Below are 20,540 nucleotides of genomic sequence, written 5' to 3' on the forward strand. Positions count from 1 at the left end.
TACTGTTTTTTCAGTTCAGTCATTCAAATAAAGCCACTTTATGAAAGCGGTACCAAAGCTATTGTTATCATTATATGAACGGCTTTGATTTTTACAACATTTTCCTTGGTGTATTTATTTCCTTGTAGTGATGAACACTTTTTGTTATTTTTTAGTTAATAAGTGCTTCTTTCAATTGAAATAGGGTATATAACCATATTGAAAAAACACTTAACCTGGCTAGTGCAGCATCATAGAGATCCCCCTCATAAACAGCTGGAAGTTTCCTTTTTCACATCCCCAAATACTTATAGAATTGGAGTGGTTTTAAATGGAATTTTCATCCATACACCATAGACCTAATGACAATTACGGCTATCCCATCAACACCGAAACCCTACATATCCGCCTACGTACGAAAAAACAAGATATCTCCTCAGTTGGATTGATTTTTGGGGATCCATACATTTCGGATAATGGTAAATGGCAGTACGAAGAACTTCCCATGAGTTTGTCAGGCAGCGATAACCGTTATGATTACTGGAATATTTATGTGAAGCCTCCCTACCGAAGAATTCGATATGGGTTCAAGGTATCCTCAGAAGCTGAAAGTGCATTTTACACGGAAAAGGGCTTCTTTAAAGAACCCCCGCGAGATCCCGGATGCTTTTTCGCTATTCCCTATCTACATCAAAATGAAGTGTTCGGGGCACCGGAATGGGTCAAAGATACAATTTGGTACCAAATTTTTCCTGAACGGTTCGCGAACGGAAACCCCGACAACGATCCGGAAGGTGTGAAACCCTGGGGAAGTGAAGACCCGGCCGTGGATAATTTTTTTGGCGGGGACTTCGAAGGAATCATTGAACATTTGGATTACCTAGAGAATCTCGGCATCAACGGAATCTATTTCACGCCAATCTTCCATGCCCACTCCAATCATAAATACGATACGATTGATTATCGGAGTATCGATCCTCAATTCGGAACGAGGGAAACATTGAAAACGCTAATAACCGAATGTCACAAACGGAATATCCGGGTCATGCTGGATGCCGTTTTTAACCATAGCGGCTACTATTTCCCCCCTTTTCAGGATTTACTCGAAAAAGGAGAGAAATCGAAATATAAGGATTGGTTCCACCCACACAGCTTCCCTCTTAAGGGAGGGGAAAGGCCCAATTATGAAACATTCGGTTTTTTTGAATCGATGCCAAAATTGAATACGGCAAATCCGGAGGTGAAAGAATATCTTCTCGAAGTCTCGGCTTATTGGATCAAGGAGTTCGATATAGACGCCTGGCGGCTCGATGTGGCAAATGAAGTCGATCAGCCATTCTGGCGTGAATTTCGAACAACGGTGAAAAATATAAAGCCTGATCTTTATATTCTTGGGGAAATATGGCATGACTCAATGCCATGGCTTCGCGGCGATCAGTTCGATGCAGTCATGAATTACCCTTTCACCAACCAAGTTTTTCGCCTGGTCGCCTCACAAACCATCAATGCACGCGAGTTCACAGAAGAAATGACAGCCATCTATCACAGTTATCCGACCAATGTTTTTGATGTGACATTCAATCTTCTTGGAAGCCATGATACACCGCGGATTTTCACGGATTGCGGGGAAGATTTAGCTCGAGCCAAGCTCATCCACGCAATCCTGCTGACATTCAATGGCAGCCCTTGTATATACTATGGTGACGAAATCGGCTTAACCGGTGGTATGGATCCAGGGTGCCGAAAATGCATGGTCTGGGAAGAAGAAAAACAAAACACCGAGCTACTCAATGAAATTAAGGCATTGATCCACTTGCGAAAAGAAGAACGATTACTTGCCAATGACGGGAAGTTCAAATTCCTTGATACAGCCGGAAACGAAAATATCGTGGCCTACCAAAAGTATAATGAAAAACGTTCTGTCGTGATCCTCATCAATCCGACGGATATCCAGCAATCCTTTACACTCCCTTTTGATTTGAAAGGACGTACACTAACGGATTTAAGAACAAAAGAAACCACACAAGTTGGCAAATTTGAATTGGGTGGTTACCAATATAAAATTCTCTCAATCAATCATTGAGGCAATGAAAACGGGGCAATGAAAATCATCCGCCCCGTTTTTTTCATTCGATTATTTGGATATCATATTCTTTGAACCATACATGGGTTTGTGCCAAGTGAGCGAGCAACTGTGGCCCTGACATCAATTGCCCGAACCACGGCACTTTAAAAGCGGCACCCTTGGAATCTACTATATCGGTTAGCTTTTGCTTATCGAAAAACTCATGCAGGACCGAATTTTTATCCGTCAGTAAGTCTTTCAACCACGCCTGCACACGGTCTGTATATATAGGGTTATGGGTTTTTGGATATGGACTTTTTTTACGATACAATACTTCATCCGGTAACAGCCCCTCCAAAGCCTTCCTTAGAATACCCTTTTCACGGTTGCCTTCCATTTTCATTTCCCAAGGAATGTTCCATGCATATTCAACAAGGCGATGATCGGCAAATGGCACGCGCACCTCTAGACTTGCACCCATACTCATCCGGTCCTTCCGGTCAAGGAGCGTCGTCATGAACCATAATAAATTCACATAGAAAAGCTCTCTCCGCTTTGCTGCTACACCGCTTTCCCCTTCCAATTTAGGCGTTTCGGCAAGGGTGGTCAAATAAGCTTCCTGCGCATATTCCTCGAGCTTCAATTTTTCGCGCCATCCTTTTTTCAATAAAGATACCCGCTCCCCGGTCGATCTCATCCATGGAAAACCAGCACGATTCAAATCATCCTCACGATGAAACCAAGGATAACCGCCAAAAATTTCGTCCGCACATTCACCGGAAAGGCCTACGACAAAATCACGCTTGATTTCCTTACAAAACCAAAGTAAAGAAGAATCGACATCCGCCATGCCCGGGAGGTCCCTTACAAGGACAGCTTCCGTTAAATAATTTGTCAACTGCTCTTGAGTGATGATCGATGAATGGTGAACCGTGTTAAAACTATCCGACATCTTTTTAATCCAAAACCCATCAGAGTTAGGCTGAAAATCATTTGCCTTAAAATAGCGCTCATTATCCTCATAATCAATGGAATACGTATGAAGCGGCCCTTTCCCTTCCTTTTGATAGGCGTTTGCTGCAATGGCCGTTATCGCGCTTGAGTCAAGTCCTCCTGATAAGAAGGTACAAAGTGGAACATCTGATACAAGTTGCCGTGTCACTGCATCTTCGACAAGGAAGCGAACCTTCTCGGCCGTCTCATCAAGCGTATCCCGATGTTCTTCACTTTTCACATTCCAATATCGCCAAATCCGGAGGCCATTCCTTGATAACGTAAGCGCATGGGCAGGCCTTAATTCCTGGATATTATGAAATATGCCTGATCCTGGCTTTCGGGATGGACCAACACCAAAAACCTCAGACAACCCTTCGCGGTCAATCTCCGTTTTAACATCCGGATGGGCCAGGATTGCCTTCAACTCCGATCCGAAAATGAACCCGCCGTCCCTTTCCGCGTAAAAGAATGGTTTTACCCCCATGCGATCTCTTCCAACGAATAATTTCTGTTCCTTTTCATCCCAAATCGCAAACGCAAAAATCCCATTGAACAAGTCAATGCATTTTTCTTTCCATTCTATATAAGAAGTTAGCAAAACTTCTGTATCAGAATGACCGTTAAAGGAATATCCTTTTAATAATAGCTGTTTACGAATATCCTCGGTGTTATATAGCTCACCATTATAACAAAGCGTATATCTGCCGTTTTCGTGATTTTTCGTCATCGGCTGTTTTCCGCCTTCCGCATCGACAACCGTTAACCGTTTATGACCAAAGGCAACATGGGCTTCGCTCCAAACATTTCCTTCGTCTGGCCCCCGCTTTGCCAACGTTTTTGTCATGTTTTCCAGCGTTTTCGTTTTTGTCCGTAAATCTTTTTGAAAATGCACCCAGCCTGTTATCCCACACATTTTACACTTCATCCTTTCTATCCGGACTATCAAAAATATATTGGCTCCCTGTCTTAAAAAGATTTACAGTCCCTAAGTATCGATCAGCAATTCCGTAGGACCCCCTGCCCACAACGCCAGGCGTTGTTAATGAATTGTTGAGCAAAGCATCCCGTGTTTAAACATAGCCTATGCAAAGACGGAAAGATGGTTATTTGTCCATAATATTTTAAAATATACAGTTATATTTTCATTGGATTTTGACTAAAAAGTAGGTGAGGATTCCACTATTGGAGGTATATGTATGAGTCAGCAACAACGAACTAAGTTAATGAACAGGCAAACAAGAGCTTTTACCGAAGGAACAGTGGAAAATATCAATCAACAATGGATTTTTTTCGATGATGAAACAGATGAGGCCTGCTCCATTGAAGACCACATTGACAGCATCATTGAAGTGTACAGGGGTGGGCGCTGGCAGCAAGGAGTAGTTGAAGAAGAGGGAAAAATCCTGCTTCACCGGGAAATCACCTTCTTAAGGGAAAATGAGCCCATTCGGATACGCAAAAAACTGCTCTACTCTTTTGAACGTTTATTGGAAGAATTGAACGACGATTCCTTTTTCCAATTTGTAACGACATTGAATTCACTTGATTTTTCTATTTATGATTGTATATATAGCTATAACCAGCTCACTTTCTTAAGGGCCGTCCCTAACCAATCCGGCGTGAATTTCTTCACCTTTGATAACGAGAGCCAAATTTGTCTCGTTCAGCACCACTTTTCTTATGGGAAAAAGGATCATGATCGTTTTGAATTCACCCTGAACACTGGAAAAAGGATCGTCATTGAGAAAGTGAATTCACAATAACGAGTAAAAGAAAACGGGTAAATGAGAATTCCTCATTTACCCGTCTTTAATTCTGCATTAAAAAAAGTCCATTCCTTGTGGCAGCGAAAGTCCTAAATAAAGGACGAATACAAGCGCTACGATGAACAATATCCACATGGCACCTGTGCTTTTTCCTTTTTTCGTACGAACCAACACCATTTCCATCGCCGCAATCACGATGATTCCAACAATCATTTTTACTGCGTAAGCACCAAAATCAGTGATCAGCATGCCGCCAGTAAGGAAAATCAATAGATAGAACAACCGTGTTATCATATGTAGCATTTTCGCTTTCGGGTTTCCGCCTTTAAGCATCGAATATGTGACAAAGAAAAGAATGATTCCGATAACCCAAGCTGTAATATGCATATGTGTCATTTTTTTTGCCCCCTCGTTCAGTTTCCATTTCATCATATCATAGGCTTTTACAAAAAAACAAAACTAAGGAATCACCTGAATGGGTAAAACCAACAATTTAATGAACATCATTTACATTTCTTCTTAACTGGTCCTTACCGCCGCATAACCGGCTTTTTACCATATGTAACGAAACGCCATATATATTCAACCGGTCCGTATTTAAACAGACCCATCCACAATAGGGAAAGCAGAACTTGCAGGCAAAACAGGGCTATTAGGAAAACAAATCCTGTCGTATATGAGACTGATCCATATAAACCAAGGCCATATGAATAAAAAATGGCCGTACATACCATCGATTGGAACAAGTAATTGCTCATCGACATCCTTCCGATATACGAAAGCGGGTGTAACAGGCGGGGAGCCCCTGCCCGTTCCGCCAAAAGCGCGATTGCCGTGATATAAAAAATCGTAAGTAACGGTCCTCCCAAATAATCCTGCACGAATATCGTACCAAAATGGTATACCGTCACATATGGCAGAATCTTAATTGACATGCCCAATAGCAAACTTACAATCGATATCGCTTTCAATTGGCGTTTATATTGGGTTGGATTTTGGAGAAAGCCTTTTTTTGCAACGCCTGCCCCAATTAAAAAAAACGGAAAAATCGATAAAAAAAGGATAATGGCATTAAAGGGGTTGTTCACCATATACCAATCCAGCGCCCTTTGACTCATTATTTCGGAAAATGTACCAGATTGATAAACTTCCAAAGACTGTTTCATCATCGCCGAATCAGTCGTTATTGCCATCGCTTCCCCTTCAAAAATGCCCATTATAAGAAATAGTGAACCCAATATCGCAAAAGGCAGGACATAACAAACTGAGCCTAGCAGAATTAAATTCCTGCCCTTCATTCTATAAAAAAACAAAAAGGCAAACCCAAATACAGCATAATTAATGAGGATGTCCCCATGCCAGATGAAAAAAGCATGAATGCATCCAAGTATCAAAAGGAAACTTAGCCTTTTCATATAGAGCAAAGGAAATGAAATACCCTTTTCTTCACTCCTTTCAGCAAGTATGATCGCACCGAAACCGAACAGAAAGGCAAATAACGGATAAAAGCTGGCCTGTGCGGCAATATCACTGAATCTGTACAAAATCCTGTCCCATCCTCCAGCCCACCGCTCGGCACCGTCTATGTACAAGAGCGGAGAATGGAAAGAAGGCATATTCACAAAAAAAATCCCTAAAATGGCTAATCCACGTAAAATATCGATGCTTACGATCCGTTTACTTTCCTGCAATGGTACTATCGTGCCCTTCATGGGTACACCCCCTTTCATCCATACAGATTTAACATCTTTTCTATAACTCCATTGCATCATCTTTAACTTTCGTGACCGCTTTTTGCTTTTTTATCAGTATGACAAACAAGCTTCCCAATAGGCAAAAGATTCCTGCAAGGAAGAATGCCCATGTATAGGAGTTGAATATCTTGAAGATAAGCCCTCCACCGTACGCCGCCACTGCTGCACCCACCTGATGGGCCGCGAATATCCACCCGTATACGATCCCGCTTTTCTCCATGCCAAAGACTTGCCTTGAAATGCTTATGGTCGGAGGAACGGTGGCTATCCAATCCAAGCCATAAAAAACGGAGAAGATGATCAATAGGCCGATTGAGCCTTCATTTAGCGCAAAAGGAAGTAATACGAGTGAAGCACCCCTTAGAGCGTAATACCAAAACAACAGCCACCGGTTATCAAAACGATCTGATAACCACCCGGATACAGTCGTACCAATCAAATCAAAGATTCCCATGAAAGATAGCAGTGAAGCTGCCGTAACAACCGGTAAACCAAAACTAATGCAGTAAGAAATGAAATGTGTGCCGATCAACCCGCTCGTTGAAAGTCCGCATATAAAAAAGCTTCCTGCCAATAACCAGAATTCCTTCACTCTCACTGCTTCAATCAACGACTGAAAGGCCATGGCGATGGGGTTCTTCTTTTGGACTGTAACAGCCTCCTGATTTTCCTCTTCTAATCCATATGGAAGAGTGCCAACTTCCTTCGGATTGTTTTTCATGAATAAAAGGATGATTGCCAGCATGAGCAAGCTAAGGGCCAAAATTAATCCAATCGCCCATCTCCACGAGTAATTCTCAATGATTATCGCTAAAACCGGAAGTAAAATGAGCTGACCTGTGGCCGTACTTGCCGTTAGTATCCCGACCGCCAGCCCCCGCCTCTTCTCGAACCAACGATTTGCCACATATGGGCTCAATACCGTTAAAAACACTCCTGATCCCAATCCAATGATAATTCCCCAAATTAGGATGAGCTGCCACTCATGCTCCATGAAAAAAGTGAGGAAAATCCCTGCCAATAAAGTGGACATGGCCAATACCATCATTTTCTTCAAACCAAGCACTTCAATTAGAGCGGCCATGAATGGACCCGATAATCCATAAAGAAACAGACTTATGGCGAAGGCTAAGGAAATGACGGACCGGTCCCACCCGAACTCATTTTCAAATGGTACGATTAATACTCCCGATGAAGACCTAACGATTCCGGCTACAATAATCGAGAAGAATGTTATGATTAAAATAACCCAGCTATAATGAATACGTTTCAATGCTCTCCCCCACAGTCCAAGTCTCCTTAAAAAAGAAAAATTATAATAATTAGAAATATTTTATAATAGTAACACTTTCTCGTTAAACAGGAAGCTTTTTATCGAAACAAATTCCAGTACTCTTGAATGTCCATCCTTATCCTACAATTACATGAGTTATTGCGGATTATTTACGAATGGAAACATATCGCCCTCTCAATCTTCATTTCATCATGTCCGATATCTTCATAGCTTAATATGAAATCCATCGAACGGGCAAACAGAAAAAAACGCTGATCATTTCTGAACAGCGTTAGCGAACTTCAATTAACGAATCTGCCTGTTTTCCCCTTAGATTCCCAGTAATCATTACGGAGATGGATTTTTTGTATTTTCCCCGATGCCGTTTTTGGAAGCTCATCGACGAACGACACACTGGTAACTGATTTGAAATGAGCTAGTTTTTCCCGTGTGAAGTTCCTTATATCATCCTCCGTTAATTCCACGCCCCTTTTTGGCACGATGAAGGCATGCGGCGTCTCTCCCCACTTTTCATGGGGAACGGCAATGACTGCCGCTTCAAGAATGTCCGGATGTTAGTAGAGGACTCCTTCCACTTCTATGGAAGAGATATTTTCTCCGCCACTAATGATGATATCCTTTTTGCGGTCAACGATATCAACATTGCCATTTTCATCGATTGTGGCCATATCCCCTGTATGCAGCCATCCATTTCTCAATGTCTGGCTGGTCGCTTCTTCATTTTTCCAATAACCTAACATCACTCCATGACTGCGGACGATGAGCTCCCCGATATCCACGCCATCATGGGCCACTTCCTCACCATTGTCATGGATGACCCGTACCTCACTGCCTATGATGGGATATCCGGCTTTCGCCTTCATTCTGTATTTTTCTTTTTCCGAAAGATCATCGAATTCAGAACGAATCAGCGATACCAGACTAACCGGTGTTGATTCAGTCATTCCGTAAATTTGAATGAATTCCCAGCCTAACTCTTTTTCGACCCTTGTAACGAATGCAGGAGGCGGAGCGGAACCAGCAACGACGATTCGGATATCCTGCTCGATATTCGGAACATTCCGTTCATAATATTGAAAAAGTGAATTCAGAACCGTCGGTGCCATATGCATGATGGAAACCTTATGCTTTTGCAGTGCATCAAATATCATTTCGGGGCTGGTTTTCCTCAAACAAACTTGCGTGGCACCATTTGCCGTATAATAAAATGGGGCACCCCACCCATTCACGTGGAACATCGGCAGTACATGCAAATATGTATCGCGGTCATTGACCCTGAAATGATGCATCGCACCCAGGGCATGCAAATAGTTGTTGCGGTGAGTCAGCATCACCCCTTTGGGATTTCCTGTGGTCCCGCTAGTATAAAGAAGGCTCGAAACATCATTTTCATCCACTGACTCCCTGTTAAAGCACTTGTCATCATAACGTTCCAGCCAATGGTTGTAATCGGTTTCATTTATCTCTTCATCTTTATAGTGAACGATAATGTGCTCAACCGATTCAAGCTCATCCTTGACAGATGAAATCAGATGATACAATTCCTGATCCACGAAAAGGACCTTTGACTCGCTATGGTTCAAAATGAACACATAATCGGCAGGCTTCAAACGGATATTCAAGGGAACGATTACTGCTCCAAGTTGAAATACCCCATAAAAGCCTTCAAGCATTTCAATTGAGTTAGGTGCCAAATATGCCACCTTATCACCCTTTTTGACTCCAAGATCCCTTAAACCATTTGAAAGCTGGTTTACACGGCCGTTCAGCTCTAAGTATGTTAAAACCTTGTCATCTCCAATGATGGCTTTCTTATCGCCATATAGTAAGGCTGCTCGATCTAAGAAATGCGATAATACTAATGGTACATTCATTTCCTCACCTCTAGTTTTATTTAAAAATTCTGAATTAGCATTATATTACCATATCTGTTTATAACATTTCAATAAAATCCCCCGTTGTTATATAACAACATATTGATGGGCAAATGAATCACATCAGTCATGAGTCAACATACAATACATTGAAACTCCCTTCAGTGATAGGCTCATGGCCTGAGATACAAGGGGAAAACCAGAATAAAAAAAGGGTGATTTTCTTGCCGGCCATCGTAGGAATCGTTCAAGTCATCAACGTCGGTAGCAGTGGAATTGTCCATATTGGTGACGTCTTTAAAATTAGTCCATATTCTACCTCAAAAACGTTTGCAGGTGCTGGCTCTTTTAATACAGGTGAATCCATATCCCTCTATAATGCCTATAGCACCACGAATACAAATGATACTGATGGTGTGGATCAGCCACTGGTCTTAAATCTCTAATGTTTTAAGAAAGGAGTCAGCATGATCTTCAATATTCACCAGACCATACAAATCAATATGATAAAAATTGAAAGCATCTCCAATTCATCCGTTTTTCAAATAGGAAGTGCCGGGGTGATTAAACCATATTCCACATTAGCCAATACCGGTGGATTCACTGAACCTGCTCCCGAAATTGAAGCAGATGTTACCCCATTAACCAGTTTCGTCCCATTTACTCCTAGTTAATAGGCATTCACCTACATCCAACTTTTTCATATACTGTCATATATGAAATTAACTTATTGTGAAGGTGGGGTGTTGAATCGTGAATCAAGATCTATATTCATATTCCATACAAATGCAGCGTTTTCTTGAAGCCCAGGATAAGCGGATCATGAAACTTGAACACGAACTCAAACGCCTGACAGATGAACTTGCCGAGCTGAAAAATAAACCGCCAATCCATGTAGATAAAATTGAATATAAATTCGATCAGTTAAAAGTCGAATCTTTAGATGGAACATTGAATATCGGTTTAAATCCAACTGACCTTAACAACATTGATGAATTTGCCGTCAACAACCAACCTGTTCAACCTGCACCTAACCTATTTCCAGGCAGGGAAATCGTTGTCCAGGAAATTCACAACGATATACTATCAGACTTGGAAAATATGATCAACGATGCGGAAAACCAGCTGAAAATATCATTGGAACCCTCTTATCATGACTTCATTAAACAGGATGTCGAACGCCAGCTTCATCAACGAATCAATATGTATTTCGATAATCTTTCTTACGCGGAACGTGCACCGCAGCAACGGGATAATGTCAAGGAAAAGGTCAGGGAAAAGGTAAAATCTGATATTCAAACTGCATTACTCCAATTCATTACCCATTCACAAGCCGAGACAGGAGGAAATCCAAATGGAGTTTAATGTAACCAATCACCAGCTTTGTGTAGGAGATATTAAAATTACCGGTGTAGCAAGCTCTGCTTTATTTCTAATTGGGGATGTCCAAACGGTCCAACTATCTTCCGCATTCGATACCCCGCCGGAATCCCTTATCATCGGGCCATTCGTGCCGCTTTCTCCAGAAGGATAAATAACATGTTTTCTAGAATATCAAAAGTAAAATCTTTATTATCCGACACGGTATCATTCAGCTCCACACTGCAAATCGGGGATACTTCATATATAGATGGAAATGCCCTGGCTATAGCCGTTCAGAAGAAAAGTGAAACTTTCGATTCAGTCGATGTTCATTTCGAAGACTATGACATTTTTAAAAAACCTTTTTATATCCCGAGATTGAATGAACCAGTCATATCAAGTTTTTCAAATCCGAATCCCTTCATACGGGTCGGCAATATCAATATAATCGGGATATCATCCTCATCTGTGGTTGGTGTGGGGAACGTAGGCCATGCACGTATGGAATCAAGAGTGAAACATATTCGGGAGGTTCCTAAAAAAAACGAAGAGACGCCAATCGAGGATTCAATTAACAACACTTAAACTTTTAAAGGAGGAGTTCATATGCCTGCCATTATCGGCCCAGTTCAAGTATTTAATGTCGCGCAAGGAAACCTGTTATTCGGTGATTGCGCCGTCATTTCCCCTAAGTCTTCCTCCAAATCCGTTTACGGATCCGGTTCAGGGAACACAGCTGCAATCACCTTCACGGCTAATGGCCTGAACGGTAGCAATGTCCTTGATGTCAATGGGGTCGACCAGCCCATTACAGGGAATAATTAGTTAAGAAAAAAGCCTCCATTTCCAGGGAGGCTTTTTAAATTCGGCCTATTTTTCTAACATGTTAAATACCTGCTCGACATCTTTGTCTCCCCTGCCTGATAAATTAACGATCAGTATATCGTCTCTTGTTAACTCTTTTGCGAGCTTCATGGCGTGAGCTAGAGCATGTGAGCTTTCGAGAGCTGGAATGATCCCCTCTGTTTTGGATAATACCTGAAAAGCCTCAAGAGCTTCTTCCCCTTTTACCGTCACATACTCCGCCCGTCCGCTATCTTTCAAAAAACTATGCTCAGGTCCCACGCTTGGGTAATCCAAACCTGCCGCTATGGAGAATGTAGGTTTTGGTTCCCCTTGCTCGTCCACTAACGTCAAACTTTTGAATCCGTGCAATACTGCCGGGACACCTTGCGAAATACTTGGGGCTTCAATTGGCTCTACACCAATTAAACGGACATTGTCTTCATCAATATAATGAGCAAAAGCACCGATCGCATTACTTCCCCCTCCTGCACAAGCAATGATGGCAGTTGGCATTTTTCCTTCCTTTTCAAGGATCTGGCGCTTTGATTCTTCACTTATGATTGATTGGAAATGCTTAACGATCGTTGGATATGGGTGTGGTCCCACTGCTGAACCAAGTAAGTAAAAAGTATTTTCATAGTTTTGCACCAAATCATTCAATGCCTCATCAACGGCATCCTTCAATCGCCCCTGTCCCTTTGCGACCGCTACGACTTTTGCCCCCAACAATTCCATCCGAAAGACATTCAACGCCTGCCTCTCCGTATCCAGCTTACCCATATAGATCACACACTCCATGCCAAACATCGCACATGCAGTCGCAGTCGCCACACCATGCTGCCCAGCTCCAGTTTCTGCGATGACGCGTTTAGCACCCATCCGTTTAGCGAGTAGGATTTGGCCGATCGCATTATTGATTTTGTGAGCTCCTGTATGGTTCAGGTCTTCACGCTTCAAGTATATTTTTGCCCCGCCAACCTTTTTCGTTAAATTCTTTGCAAGTGTTAACGGGTTTTCGCGTCCGACATATTCTTTCAAATAATATTGAAACTCCTCAATGAATTCCGGGGCATCCTTATATTTCAGGAATTCCGTTTCTAAAATATCCATAACTTCCTGAAGTTCACCCGGTACAAAGCTTCCACCGAAATCACCAAAGTATCCCTTGCTCTTGATCTCACTCTTCATACTCTTCTCTACTCCTTTAAAAAGGTATTTTTCTCCACTAGTATATAGTAAGCATTTGTACTTTTTCAAACTATTCTGTTTATTTAACCAAAAAGAAGCATCCCATCAATGGGACACTCCTTCTATCTTATACTTCCAATAAATGCGAGCCGTCAAAGAAAAACAAGTAACGGCCGGTTACCTTCTTATTCATTATCCCTTCAACAGCCCGCGTATAAAGCTGAAGCTGCATCCGGTATCTATCGGCAAGAATCTCTTTAGCCCCTTCATATCCGTTGGCAAAACGGCCGGTGATTGTATCCGTTTTATAATCGAGAAGCACAAGACCTTCTTCATCCTCAAAGATACAATCAATTACACCTTGGATTAGGATCTCCTCATCTCCAGCCGCCCAATCGCTGTACGCTTCCTTTGCAGGCAACGACATCGTAAATGGCACTTCACGGCGAATGTTCACGGCCTTCTGCATTCTTTGCCCGATTTCACTGTCATAGAAATCGACGATTGTCTCAGGGTCCACAGCTTCTTTCTGTTCCTCCGTCAACAACTCGCGTTGAATCAAGTCAACCATCAGTTCCTGAATCGATTGAATGGTAATCTCTTTAGATAGATCAATATGCTGCATGACTAAATGTGTAATCGTACCCCTTTCAGCAGGAGTCAGTGACTTTTCCTGCATGAAAGTCGGCCGCTTCGTGATAGGACGCTTAAATTTGCGCAACAACTCTGTGGAGCTTTGCTCGTCCTTTAGTTCATATTGACGTTTTAGTTCCGAAACGGATTGCTTGGAACGATACACCGTCGCCTCATGCTCGGGGTACTCCCACTCGAGCTGTTCCTTGATATCATCATAAAATTCGGAAACGATACCGACCTTCTCCGATTTCTGGACATGTTCAAGCATTTGCTCTTGAACCAGTGCCTCTTCCTCATCCAGTACAGCAAGCTCTTCACTTGGAATGACGGAAATGGACCAAGTCGATGGATGCGACTCCATTTCTAAGCCAAGACCTGCAGCACCAAGGGAATCCCGATGTCGGACAAGGGATGGACCAATCCAATCAAGATAACTTTTTGCACCTGCCCGTACATAGTCCTTCAATAGCCAATCTCCATGTGCCGCATTACTTTCCCAGTTCTGCTGCGTTTTTTCTGCATCATTGATACTGGCAATCAAATAAAGCTTTTCCTTAGCCCTTGTAAGGGCCACGTAGAGGACACGCATCTCCTCGGCAATTAATTCAAGCTGCTTTTTTTTCTTAAAAGCCAATTGAGGGAGGGATGGATAAGTTATCCGTAATTCGGAATTCACATACTTTGCCGCAAAGCCATAATCCTTATCCAGTAAATAGGGCTTGCGTAAATCCATCATATTGAATTGCTTGGAAAGACCGGCAATGAACACGATCGGGAACTCAAGCCCCTTTGACGAGTGAATAGTCATCAGCCGGACTACATCTTCCTGTTCCCCTAAAGCGCGAGCTGCCCCTAAATCATCCCCACGTTCTTGCATCCTTTCTATGAAACGCAAGAAACGGAATAGACCGCGGAAAGAACTTGCTTCATATTGCCTTGCCCTGTCATACAGCGCCCTTAAATTGGCCTGACGCTGTTTGCCGCCAGGCATCCCACCTGCGAAATCATAAAAATGCGTTTCGCGGTACAGAAGCCAGATCAAATCTGATAATGCCTCCTGCCTGGCAAGCTTCCTCCACTTCACCAGTTTTTTATAAAAAGCAGAGGCTTTTTCATAAAGCCCCGGATGCTCTTCCGGGTCACTCTTTCTGTAAAAATCAGCTAGCGCTTCGTAGTAGCTCCCTGTATGGAATAAACGCACCTGTGACATCTCTTCTTCATCCAGCCCGACGATGGGGGAACGGAGAACGGATGCCAATGGGATATCCTGTTGCGGATTATCAATCACCTTCAATAAGGAAATCATGATGGCCACTTCGGTCGCTTCAAAATACCCTGTCGATAAATTGGCATAGACTGGAATTCCCTGTTTTTTTAATTCCTCCATGATTTGCGGTGCCCATGGCATCGAACGAAGAAGAATGACCATGTCCCGATAGGTGGCAGATCGGTACTTTTGGGTTTTTGTATCATATATCTGATGCTTTTCGCTTATAGCCTTTTTAATGAGCTTTGCCATCTGTCTTGCTTCGAACTGCGCTTTTTCAAGCTCCTCGGCCTCGAACCCTCCATCCGATCCTTCCGTTTCCGAATGAGCTTCCGGATCGGCTGTTCCATCAATTAAATGGAGTTCGATCGGGTTTGGATCGTCTTCGGGATATGGGGCACCTTTTTTCAATTGGGCATCTTCATCATAATCAATCTCACCGACAGTAATGCCCATCAACTGTTGAAACAAGAAATTGGTCCCATCGAGAACTTCCTTTCGGCTCCGGAAATTGCGGTTTAAATCAATTTTCAGTCCGGAATCAACACCATCATGGGTAAAACGTGTGTATTTTCCAAGGAAGAGGTTCGGTTCCGCAAGCCTGAACCGGTAAATGGACTGCTTTACATCCCCTACCATGAAAAGATTCCCATCATATTCGCCGTCAGCCGTCACGAGTTTTAAAATGGATTCCTGAACAAGGTTCGTATCCTGATACTCATCTACGAGTACCTCTTTGAACTGGTTCCTGTATTCGTTGGCTGCCGCTGAAGGTTTTCGTTCACCATCCACAGTTTCCCCTGTCAAAATTTGTAGACAATAATGTTCCAAATCGGCGAAATCCACCAAGTTCTTTTCTGCTTTTGCAGCAAAGAATCTTTCGTCAAACCGTTTAACAAGCATTACAAGTGTATCGACATATCCCTTGAGCTCCCTTATATCCCGCAAGTAGCTTTCCGGTTTACGGGAAAATAACTCTTCCTGTAACGATTTGATGATCTTCTTTGCCTTATCCCGGTACTTGGTAGCCTCATCCGTAATCTCTTTGATAAAATCTCCACCAGTAAGGCGTTTTGCCGTACCAAATTTCACGTTTTGGATTTCCTCATAAAGTGCATTCCAGGATTGATCTTTCACTTCCGAAAGTTTAGCAATCATGGCAAGATCGGCTATATAGTTTTCAGCCCTTGGTGCCGGCCCCCCAGGAATTTTTGTCAACGCAAGCGAGCGTTCCAATAAATCCCGGGAAGTGTCCAATTGTAAACCAATATCGAACTTCAATGAATCGATAAACGAAAGATCATCAATCCCATCATCATCTGCCAGCTCATACATGCTGGCGGCACCATCAAGCCATCTGTCCGGGTCTGGATTCGATTGCGAAAAATCATGCAGAGATCGAACGATATTCTGAAGTGCATCATCGTTTCGATCGCTTGTGAAGGCATCAACCAAATTAAAGAACTCTTCATTATCACTTTGGCCATACTGCTCCTCGAAAAGCTCTTCCATCACTTCATCACGAAGAAGCTGGATCTCCGTAGAATCTGCAATCCGGAAGCCCGGGTCGATATCCGTCAGATAATAATACTTCCTGATCACCTCTAAACAAAAGGAATGGAGTGTGGAAATCGAAGCACGATTAATCAAGCTCAACTGCTTACGCAAATGCTGTGAATGCGGATTATCATTAATCGCTTTTTCTAATGCCTCACTTATCCGATGGCGCATCTCGGCAGCCGAGGCATTGGTGAATGTAACGACGAGCAGTTCATCAACATCGATTGGATCTTTTTCTGAAATGACTTTTTGAATGATCCGGTTAACCAGCACCGCTGTTTTCCCTGAGCCTGCTGCGGCCGCAACCAGAATGTCCTGATCTTTAGCCCATATCGCCTTCCATTGATCTTCCGTCCAAGTCACGTCTCCTGGCAGAGCAGGAATTTTCGTTTTACTCATCGCTCTCCCCCTCCCCCCTTAATAGCTCAAGAACGTCATTTTGTTTTTTCTGTGCCAAATTCCTGAATTGGTTCTCCTCCAGTGACTGGTCGAATTGGCATACAGATTTAAAGGAACAGAAGGTACATGGCGTTTTTTCTTTTAATTTGTATGGCGTTATATCCACATCACCATCGACCATTCGATCACCAGCCTCCTGATAAATACGGCGCACATGATGATTCAGAAGCGAAAATTCTTCCCTGCTGGCAACTTTGGAAGCCGCAAGGAGCGATCCGTCCTTTTTAAATCCAGCTGGAATGATATCCGACTTACCAGAATTTTCAATATCAAGTGAGGTATCCATCATTTGAATGACATTTGAATGATCCAGTACAAGTCCATTCATTTTAAAACTTTTATAAATTTCTTCTTCAATTTTATCCAAGCTGAGCATTCCCTTTGATTTGACAACGGGATTATGCACATGAAAATATAAAACGCCGGCTGGAATCGCTTCTTTTCCAATAAGCGACTTGGAATGGGTGACGACGATATCAAGGTATGTCAACATTTGCAGCGCGAGTCCATAATATACTTCACTCATGTTCAGTTCCTTTTCACTCGACTTATAATCGAGCACACGCAAATAGACACCCTCATCTTCTTCCGCTTTATCCACGCGGTCGATCCGCCCGATCAATTCCATCTTCGTACCGTTTTTCAATGTGAAAGAAAGTGGAGGCAGCTCGCCATTTTTTCCGAATCCGAGTTCTAATCCGATTGGAGCAAAACCGCTCACCTTTGCATGTTCACTTAATACGATCGAGGCCCGTCCAATCACGTGTTCCAGTTTCCTGCGTAAATAGTGATGGCGGTTGGTACTTAACAAAATCTGATTTTGGAGTTTAGGAGCAAGTCTCTCCACAGCAATTCTGGCCAGCTCCAAGCATTGTTCCGAGGTCAATGTAGACCAAGGAATAGCATGTTCCTTTAAATAATCGGAAATCATTTTCAATGCACCATGGAACATCTCTCCTATATCCGGTGCATCCAAACGGAAAATTTGCCGTTCCCTCAATTTCAAGCCATGAGCGGCATAATGGGAAAACGGGCAGCTATTGAACATTTCCATCCGGGATACACTCGTAAGAATGCTCTCACCATATAATTGCTTACTTGTTTCCTCTGATAATTTCTTTGTCCTATTTTGATAAAAAAGGCTCGATAAAACCTTAGTTGCAGAATGACCGGCCATTCCATCATCGATAATGGCATTATATACATCCCACCATAGTGAATGGATTGGATAGTTCCTTTTTTTCAGCTGCAATTGGGCAGCCAGGTACGATAGGGCCACATCATGATTCGCAGCATATTTCACCTGTTCCTCAGCAGGCAGATCGGACGGATCGTTCATATAATACACTTCGGAAACGTTAGGCAATACGTCCCTTACCCGTTTCAAATAGGATGAGGGTAAAAGTGCCTTTCCTTCCTCATCGGCAAGCGGATATGATAAATAAAGGGCCTCAGCAGGCGTAGTGAATGCTTTGTACGCTGTAAACTCCTCATCCAGCAGGCGCACTTTTGAACTTGGGGCAACATCAAGTCCACCAGCCAGCAGCACCTCACGATCACTATCTGAAAATATCCCGTCAGATACAGCTTTTCCTGGCAGAACCCCTTCGTTCAGGCCGATAACAAAAGCTGTCTTCACATCATCCAGGCGGGATAAATCTAGATTAGCGACTAATACTTGGTCAATTGCCGGCGGTACCAAAGAAAATTCAAGGGATTCCAGACCAGCTTCAATGATTACCGCAAACTGTTTCATGGAAAGCTCTTCCCCGCTCAGCAGTTCAACGAATTGGTCCAATAGGTCGACAACCGCATTCCATGTTTGCTCATGTTCTCTTGCCGATACCAAATCACCTGCTTCTTCTGCCTCTAGTTTAAGCTTTTCCAACTTTTCCGGTACATGCAATTCTTCAAGATATAGATAAAGGGCTTCACACAATTCCCTGCCATTAGCAGCCTTTTTAACACGTTTTGAGAGCTTCAAGATGGGCTCGGTAAATAATTGCTTCATCTCATTCAACTCTTGCTCAAGCTGCATTTCCTTATCCGTTTGGTTCCGGTCCTCGAGTTCCAGGCCGCGGAAGCGCCGGTAGGTCCAACGATCTTTGGACGTCCACCCGCTTCCTTTAATGCCGCGGGCCAGCACATAGTTCTCCAGCTTATCTACCTGTTCGCGCATCCTATCGTGGTTGTTTTGCAGCGGAAATAGAAGCTCCGTCTTGATTGCACGAAATACCGGCTCATAACGCCAATAGCCATTGATGATCTCCAAAGTGGAACGAATCAGTTCAATCAGAGGGTGATTCAGCATCGTCCGTTTGGAATCGACGAACAAGGGAATTTGATAATCCCGAAAAACGGTTTGTAAAATATCTGCGTATGCTTCCCCATTACGGACTAAAATCGCAATATCACGGAAACGGTGCTGTTTCTCTCTGACCAGTGACAAGATGTCCCGGGCAACTCCTTCAATCTCGGCTCTGCGGTTAACTGCCTGGGCGATCGTCACATCAGGTGACTGCTCAAACGTTCGTGCAGGACGAATGGCAAAATAAGTTTCCAGATGATTCAGCCCCTGACTCTTTCCAAACCTTTCCGTTCCTTTTAAGATTCGATCTTCTGAAATCGGTATGCCATTCCTCAATCCAGCCTGATAAAGGTGATGATAAAGATTTCCCGTTTGCCTGAACAACTGCAAATCATCCGGAGCATATTGCCTGTAGGGCTGATCTAACGTCAGTGAAACAGTTACACTCCTGCACAGCTTCATCATTTCTTCCACAATCAATAATTCCTGTGGAGTCAAGCTATAAAAACCATCGATATATATATCCGCATTCCTTATATATGAAGACTCTGGCATTTTCTCGATCAGCAGTGTGAAATAGTCTTCGGAATCTAAATATTTGTTGACCATTTCATCCTCAAAAGCCTGATAGACCAATTCAAGATCATGCAGTTTATCCTGAATGCCGCTGCCGGCCTGTGAGGTTTCTGCCAAATAGTTTTGAATGTCATCAGGTTGGATGCAATACTGCTTGAACTCAGCCAGCATTACCTCCATCTGTGCAATGAACCCCTGCTTATCAGCAGATCGGCGAAACATCTTTAACTCTTCCTTTTTGTCATCCATGATCTTCCGTATCAACATATTAACGCCAACACTGTCCAAATGCAGCCGGCTCATCCCCCCGGTTTCCTGAAGAACGCGCCATGCAAGCCTGCTAAAACTGAAAACCTGTGTCCGGATCATTCCGGCAAGGCCTGGTGTTTTAATTAATTTATATTCAGATAGAAACGTCATCTGATCAGGAACGAGGTAGATAATTGGATTTCCTTCGGGATCTTCTGCCAATTTGGAGCGAATTTCGTCCAATATATTCGAAGTTTTCCCTGCACCCGATCTTCCCAGTAAAAAACGGAGTGACATCTCTTTTTCCCCCTTACAACATAATCTCTAGACCCATCATACCAGAAATACTTTCGTCTTTATG

15 protein-coding genes and 1 pseudogene are annotated in these 20,540 nt (G+C 43.0%); 8 read left to right on the forward strand and 8 right to left on the reverse strand.

Annotated elements, in window-relative coordinates; all coding sequences use genetic code 11:
* Nucleotides 1-310 precede the first annotated feature (310 nt).
* A complete protein-coding gene (locus tag J7E52_RS03530; protein ID WP_214743721.1) occupies nt 311-2,062 on the forward strand; it encodes a glycoside hydrolase family 13 protein in 1,752 nt (583 codons plus the stop codon).
* A gap of 43 nt (nt 2,063-2,105) precedes the next feature.
* Here J7E52_RS03530 and asnB read toward each other — a convergent pair whose 3' ends face one another.
* Entirely contained in the window at nt 2,106-3,953 is a 1,848-nt protein-coding gene (asnB, locus tag J7E52_RS03535) for an asparagine synthase (glutamine-hydrolyzing) (protein WP_214743722.1), read from the reverse strand.
* A 283-nt stretch (nt 3,954-4,236) separates the two neighbouring features.
* Here asnB and J7E52_RS03540 point away from each other — a divergent pair, with 283 nt between their 5' ends.
* On the forward strand, nt 4,237-4,803 hold the full coding sequence (locus J7E52_RS03540) for a DUF2777 domain-containing protein (RefSeq protein ID WP_214743723.1): 567 nt from the start codon (nt 4,237-4,239) through the stop codon (nt 4,801-4,803).
* A 57-nt stretch (nt 4,804-4,860) separates the two neighbouring features.
* Here J7E52_RS03540 and J7E52_RS03545 read toward each other — a convergent pair whose 3' ends face one another.
* The 4 genes and pseudogenes from J7E52_RS03545 to J7E52_RS03560 form a co-directional block, all read right to left on the reverse strand.
* Nucleotides 4,861-5,202 (reverse strand): YisL family protein, encoded by a 342-nt coding sequence (locus J7E52_RS03545; protein ID WP_214743724.1) that lies wholly within the window; start codon nt 5,200-5,202, stop codon nt 4,861-4,863.
* 134 nt (nt 5,203-5,336) lie between these two features.
* Nucleotides 5,337-6,518, reverse strand: a complete 1,182-nt coding sequence (locus J7E52_RS03550; protein ID WP_214743725.1) for a DUF418 domain-containing protein — start codon at nt 6,516-6,518, stop codon at nt 5,337-5,339.
* Between the two features lie 40 nt (nt 6,519-6,558).
* Nucleotides 6,559-7,833 (reverse strand): MFS transporter, encoded by a 1,275-nt coding sequence (locus tag J7E52_RS03555; protein ID WP_214743726.1) that lies wholly within the window; start codon nt 7,831-7,833, stop codon nt 6,559-6,561.
* 302 nt (nt 7,834-8,135) lie between these two features.
* Nucleotides 8,136-9,728 (reverse strand): annotated as a pseudogene (locus tag J7E52_RS03560) (long-chain-fatty-acid--CoA ligase).
* A 224-nt stretch (nt 9,729-9,952) separates the two neighbouring features.
* Here J7E52_RS03560 and J7E52_RS03565 point away from each other — a divergent pair.
* The 6 genes from J7E52_RS03565 to J7E52_RS03590 all read left to right on the forward strand — a co-directional run bounded on the left by J7E52_RS03565 (nt 9,953) and on the right by J7E52_RS03590 (nt 11,915).
* Nucleotides 9,953-10,174: a spore germination protein gene (locus J7E52_RS03565; RefSeq protein WP_034315507.1), complete on the forward strand. Its 222-nt coding sequence runs from the start codon at nt 9,953-9,955 to the stop codon at nt 10,172-10,174.
* Between the two features lie 21 nt (nt 10,175-10,195).
* A complete protein-coding gene (locus J7E52_RS03570) occupies nt 10,196-10,402 on the forward strand; it encodes a spore germination protein GerPB (protein ID WP_214743727.1) in 207 nt (68 codons plus the stop codon).
* Nucleotides 10,403-10,481: 79 nt separating this feature from the next.
* The gene (gerPC, locus tag J7E52_RS03575; protein WP_214743728.1) at nt 10,482-11,093 is read left to right on the forward strand and encodes a spore germination protein GerPC; all 612 of its coding nucleotides are present in this window, start codon (nt 10,482-10,484) and stop codon (nt 11,091-11,093) included.
* Complete coding sequence (locus tag J7E52_RS03580) at nt 11,083-11,262, forward strand: hypothetical protein (RefSeq protein WP_034314611.1); 180 nt, start codon at nt 11,083-11,085, stop codon at nt 11,260-11,262. The genes gerPC and J7E52_RS03580 overlap by 11 nt, the downstream gene beginning before the upstream one ends.
* 5 nt (nt 11,263-11,267) lie before the next feature.
* The gene (locus J7E52_RS03585; RefSeq protein ID WP_214743729.1) at nt 11,268-11,675 is read left to right on the forward strand and encodes a spore germination protein GerPE; all 408 of its coding nucleotides are present in this window, start codon (nt 11,268-11,270) and stop codon (nt 11,673-11,675) included.
* A 21-nt stretch (nt 11,676-11,696) separates the two neighbouring features.
* The gene (locus J7E52_RS03590) at nt 11,697-11,915 is read left to right on the forward strand and encodes a spore germination protein (RefSeq protein WP_095392665.1); all 219 of its coding nucleotides are present in this window, start codon (nt 11,697-11,699) and stop codon (nt 11,913-11,915) included.
* Nucleotides 11,916-11,960: 45 nt separating this feature from the next.
* On the opposite strand, the gene trpB is transcribed toward J7E52_RS03590, so the two are convergent.
* The 3 genes from trpB to addB all read right to left on the reverse strand — a co-directional run bounded on the left by trpB (nt 11,961) and on the right by addB (nt 20,476).
* Nucleotides 11,961-13,124: a tryptophan synthase subunit beta gene (trpB, locus tag J7E52_RS03595; protein WP_214743730.1), complete on the reverse strand. Its 1,164-nt coding sequence runs from the start codon at nt 13,122-13,124 to the stop codon at nt 11,961-11,963.
* A 127-nt stretch (nt 13,125-13,251) separates the two neighbouring features.
* The gene (gene addA / locus J7E52_RS03600; RefSeq protein WP_214743731.1) at nt 13,252-16,986 is read right to left on the reverse strand and encodes a helicase-exonuclease AddAB subunit AddA; all 3,735 of its coding nucleotides are present in this window, start codon (nt 16,984-16,986) and stop codon (nt 13,252-13,254) included.
* Nucleotides 16,979-20,476, reverse strand: a complete 3,498-nt coding sequence (gene addB, locus J7E52_RS03605; protein ID WP_214743732.1) for a helicase-exonuclease AddAB subunit AddB — start codon at nt 20,474-20,476, stop codon at nt 16,979-16,981. Before addB ends, addA begins: the two co-directional genes overlap by 8 nt.
* Between the last annotated feature and the right edge of the window lie 64 nt (nt 20,477-20,540).

Source organism: Bacillus sp. ISL-34 (assembly GCF_018613325.1).
GTDB lineage: Bacteria > Bacillota > Bacilli > Bacillales > DSM-1321 > Peribacillus.

Excerpts from the sequence above, each read along its gene's own strand:
- J7E52_RS03530 (WP_214743721.1), top strand. The coding sequence starts at position 311 with ATGGAATTTTCATCCATACACCATAGACCTAATGACAATTACGGCTAT.
- asnB (WP_214743722.1), bottom strand. The coding sequence starts at position 3,953 with ATGTGTGGGATAACAGGCTGGGTGCATTTTCAAAAAGATTTACGGACA.
- J7E52_RS03540 (WP_214743723.1), top strand. The coding sequence starts at position 4,237 with ATGAGTCAGCAACAACGAACTAAGTTAATGAACAGGCAAACAAGAGCT.
- J7E52_RS03545 (WP_214743724.1), bottom strand. The coding sequence starts at position 5,202 with ATGACACATATGCATATTACAGCTTGGGTTATCGGAATCATTCTTTTC.
- J7E52_RS03550 (WP_214743725.1), bottom strand. The coding sequence starts at position 6,518 with ATGAAGGGCACGATAGTACCATTGCAGGAAAGTAAACGGATCGTAAGC.
- J7E52_RS03570 (WP_214743727.1), top strand. The coding sequence starts at position 10,196 with ATGATCTTCAATATTCACCAGACCATACAAATCAATATGATAAAAATT.
- J7E52_RS03580 (WP_034314611.1), top strand. The coding sequence starts at position 11,083 with ATGGAGTTTAATGTAACCAATCACCAGCTTTGTGTAGGAGATATTAAA.
- J7E52_RS03585 (WP_214743729.1), top strand. The coding sequence starts at position 11,268 with ATGTTTTCTAGAATATCAAAAGTAAAATCTTTATTATCCGACACGGTA.
- J7E52_RS03590 (WP_095392665.1), top strand. The coding sequence starts at position 11,697 with ATGCCTGCCATTATCGGCCCAGTTCAAGTATTTAATGTCGCGCAAGGA.
- trpB (WP_214743730.1), bottom strand. The coding sequence starts at position 13,124 with ATGAAGAGTGAGATCAAGAGCAAGGGATACTTTGGTGATTTCGGTGGA.
- addA (WP_214743731.1), bottom strand. The coding sequence starts at position 16,986 with ATGAGTAAAACGAAAATTCCTGCTCTGCCAGGAGACGTGACTTGGACG.
- addB (WP_214743732.1), bottom strand. The coding sequence starts at position 20,476 with ATGTCACTCCGTTTTTTACTGGGAAGATCGGGTGCAGGGAAAACTTCG.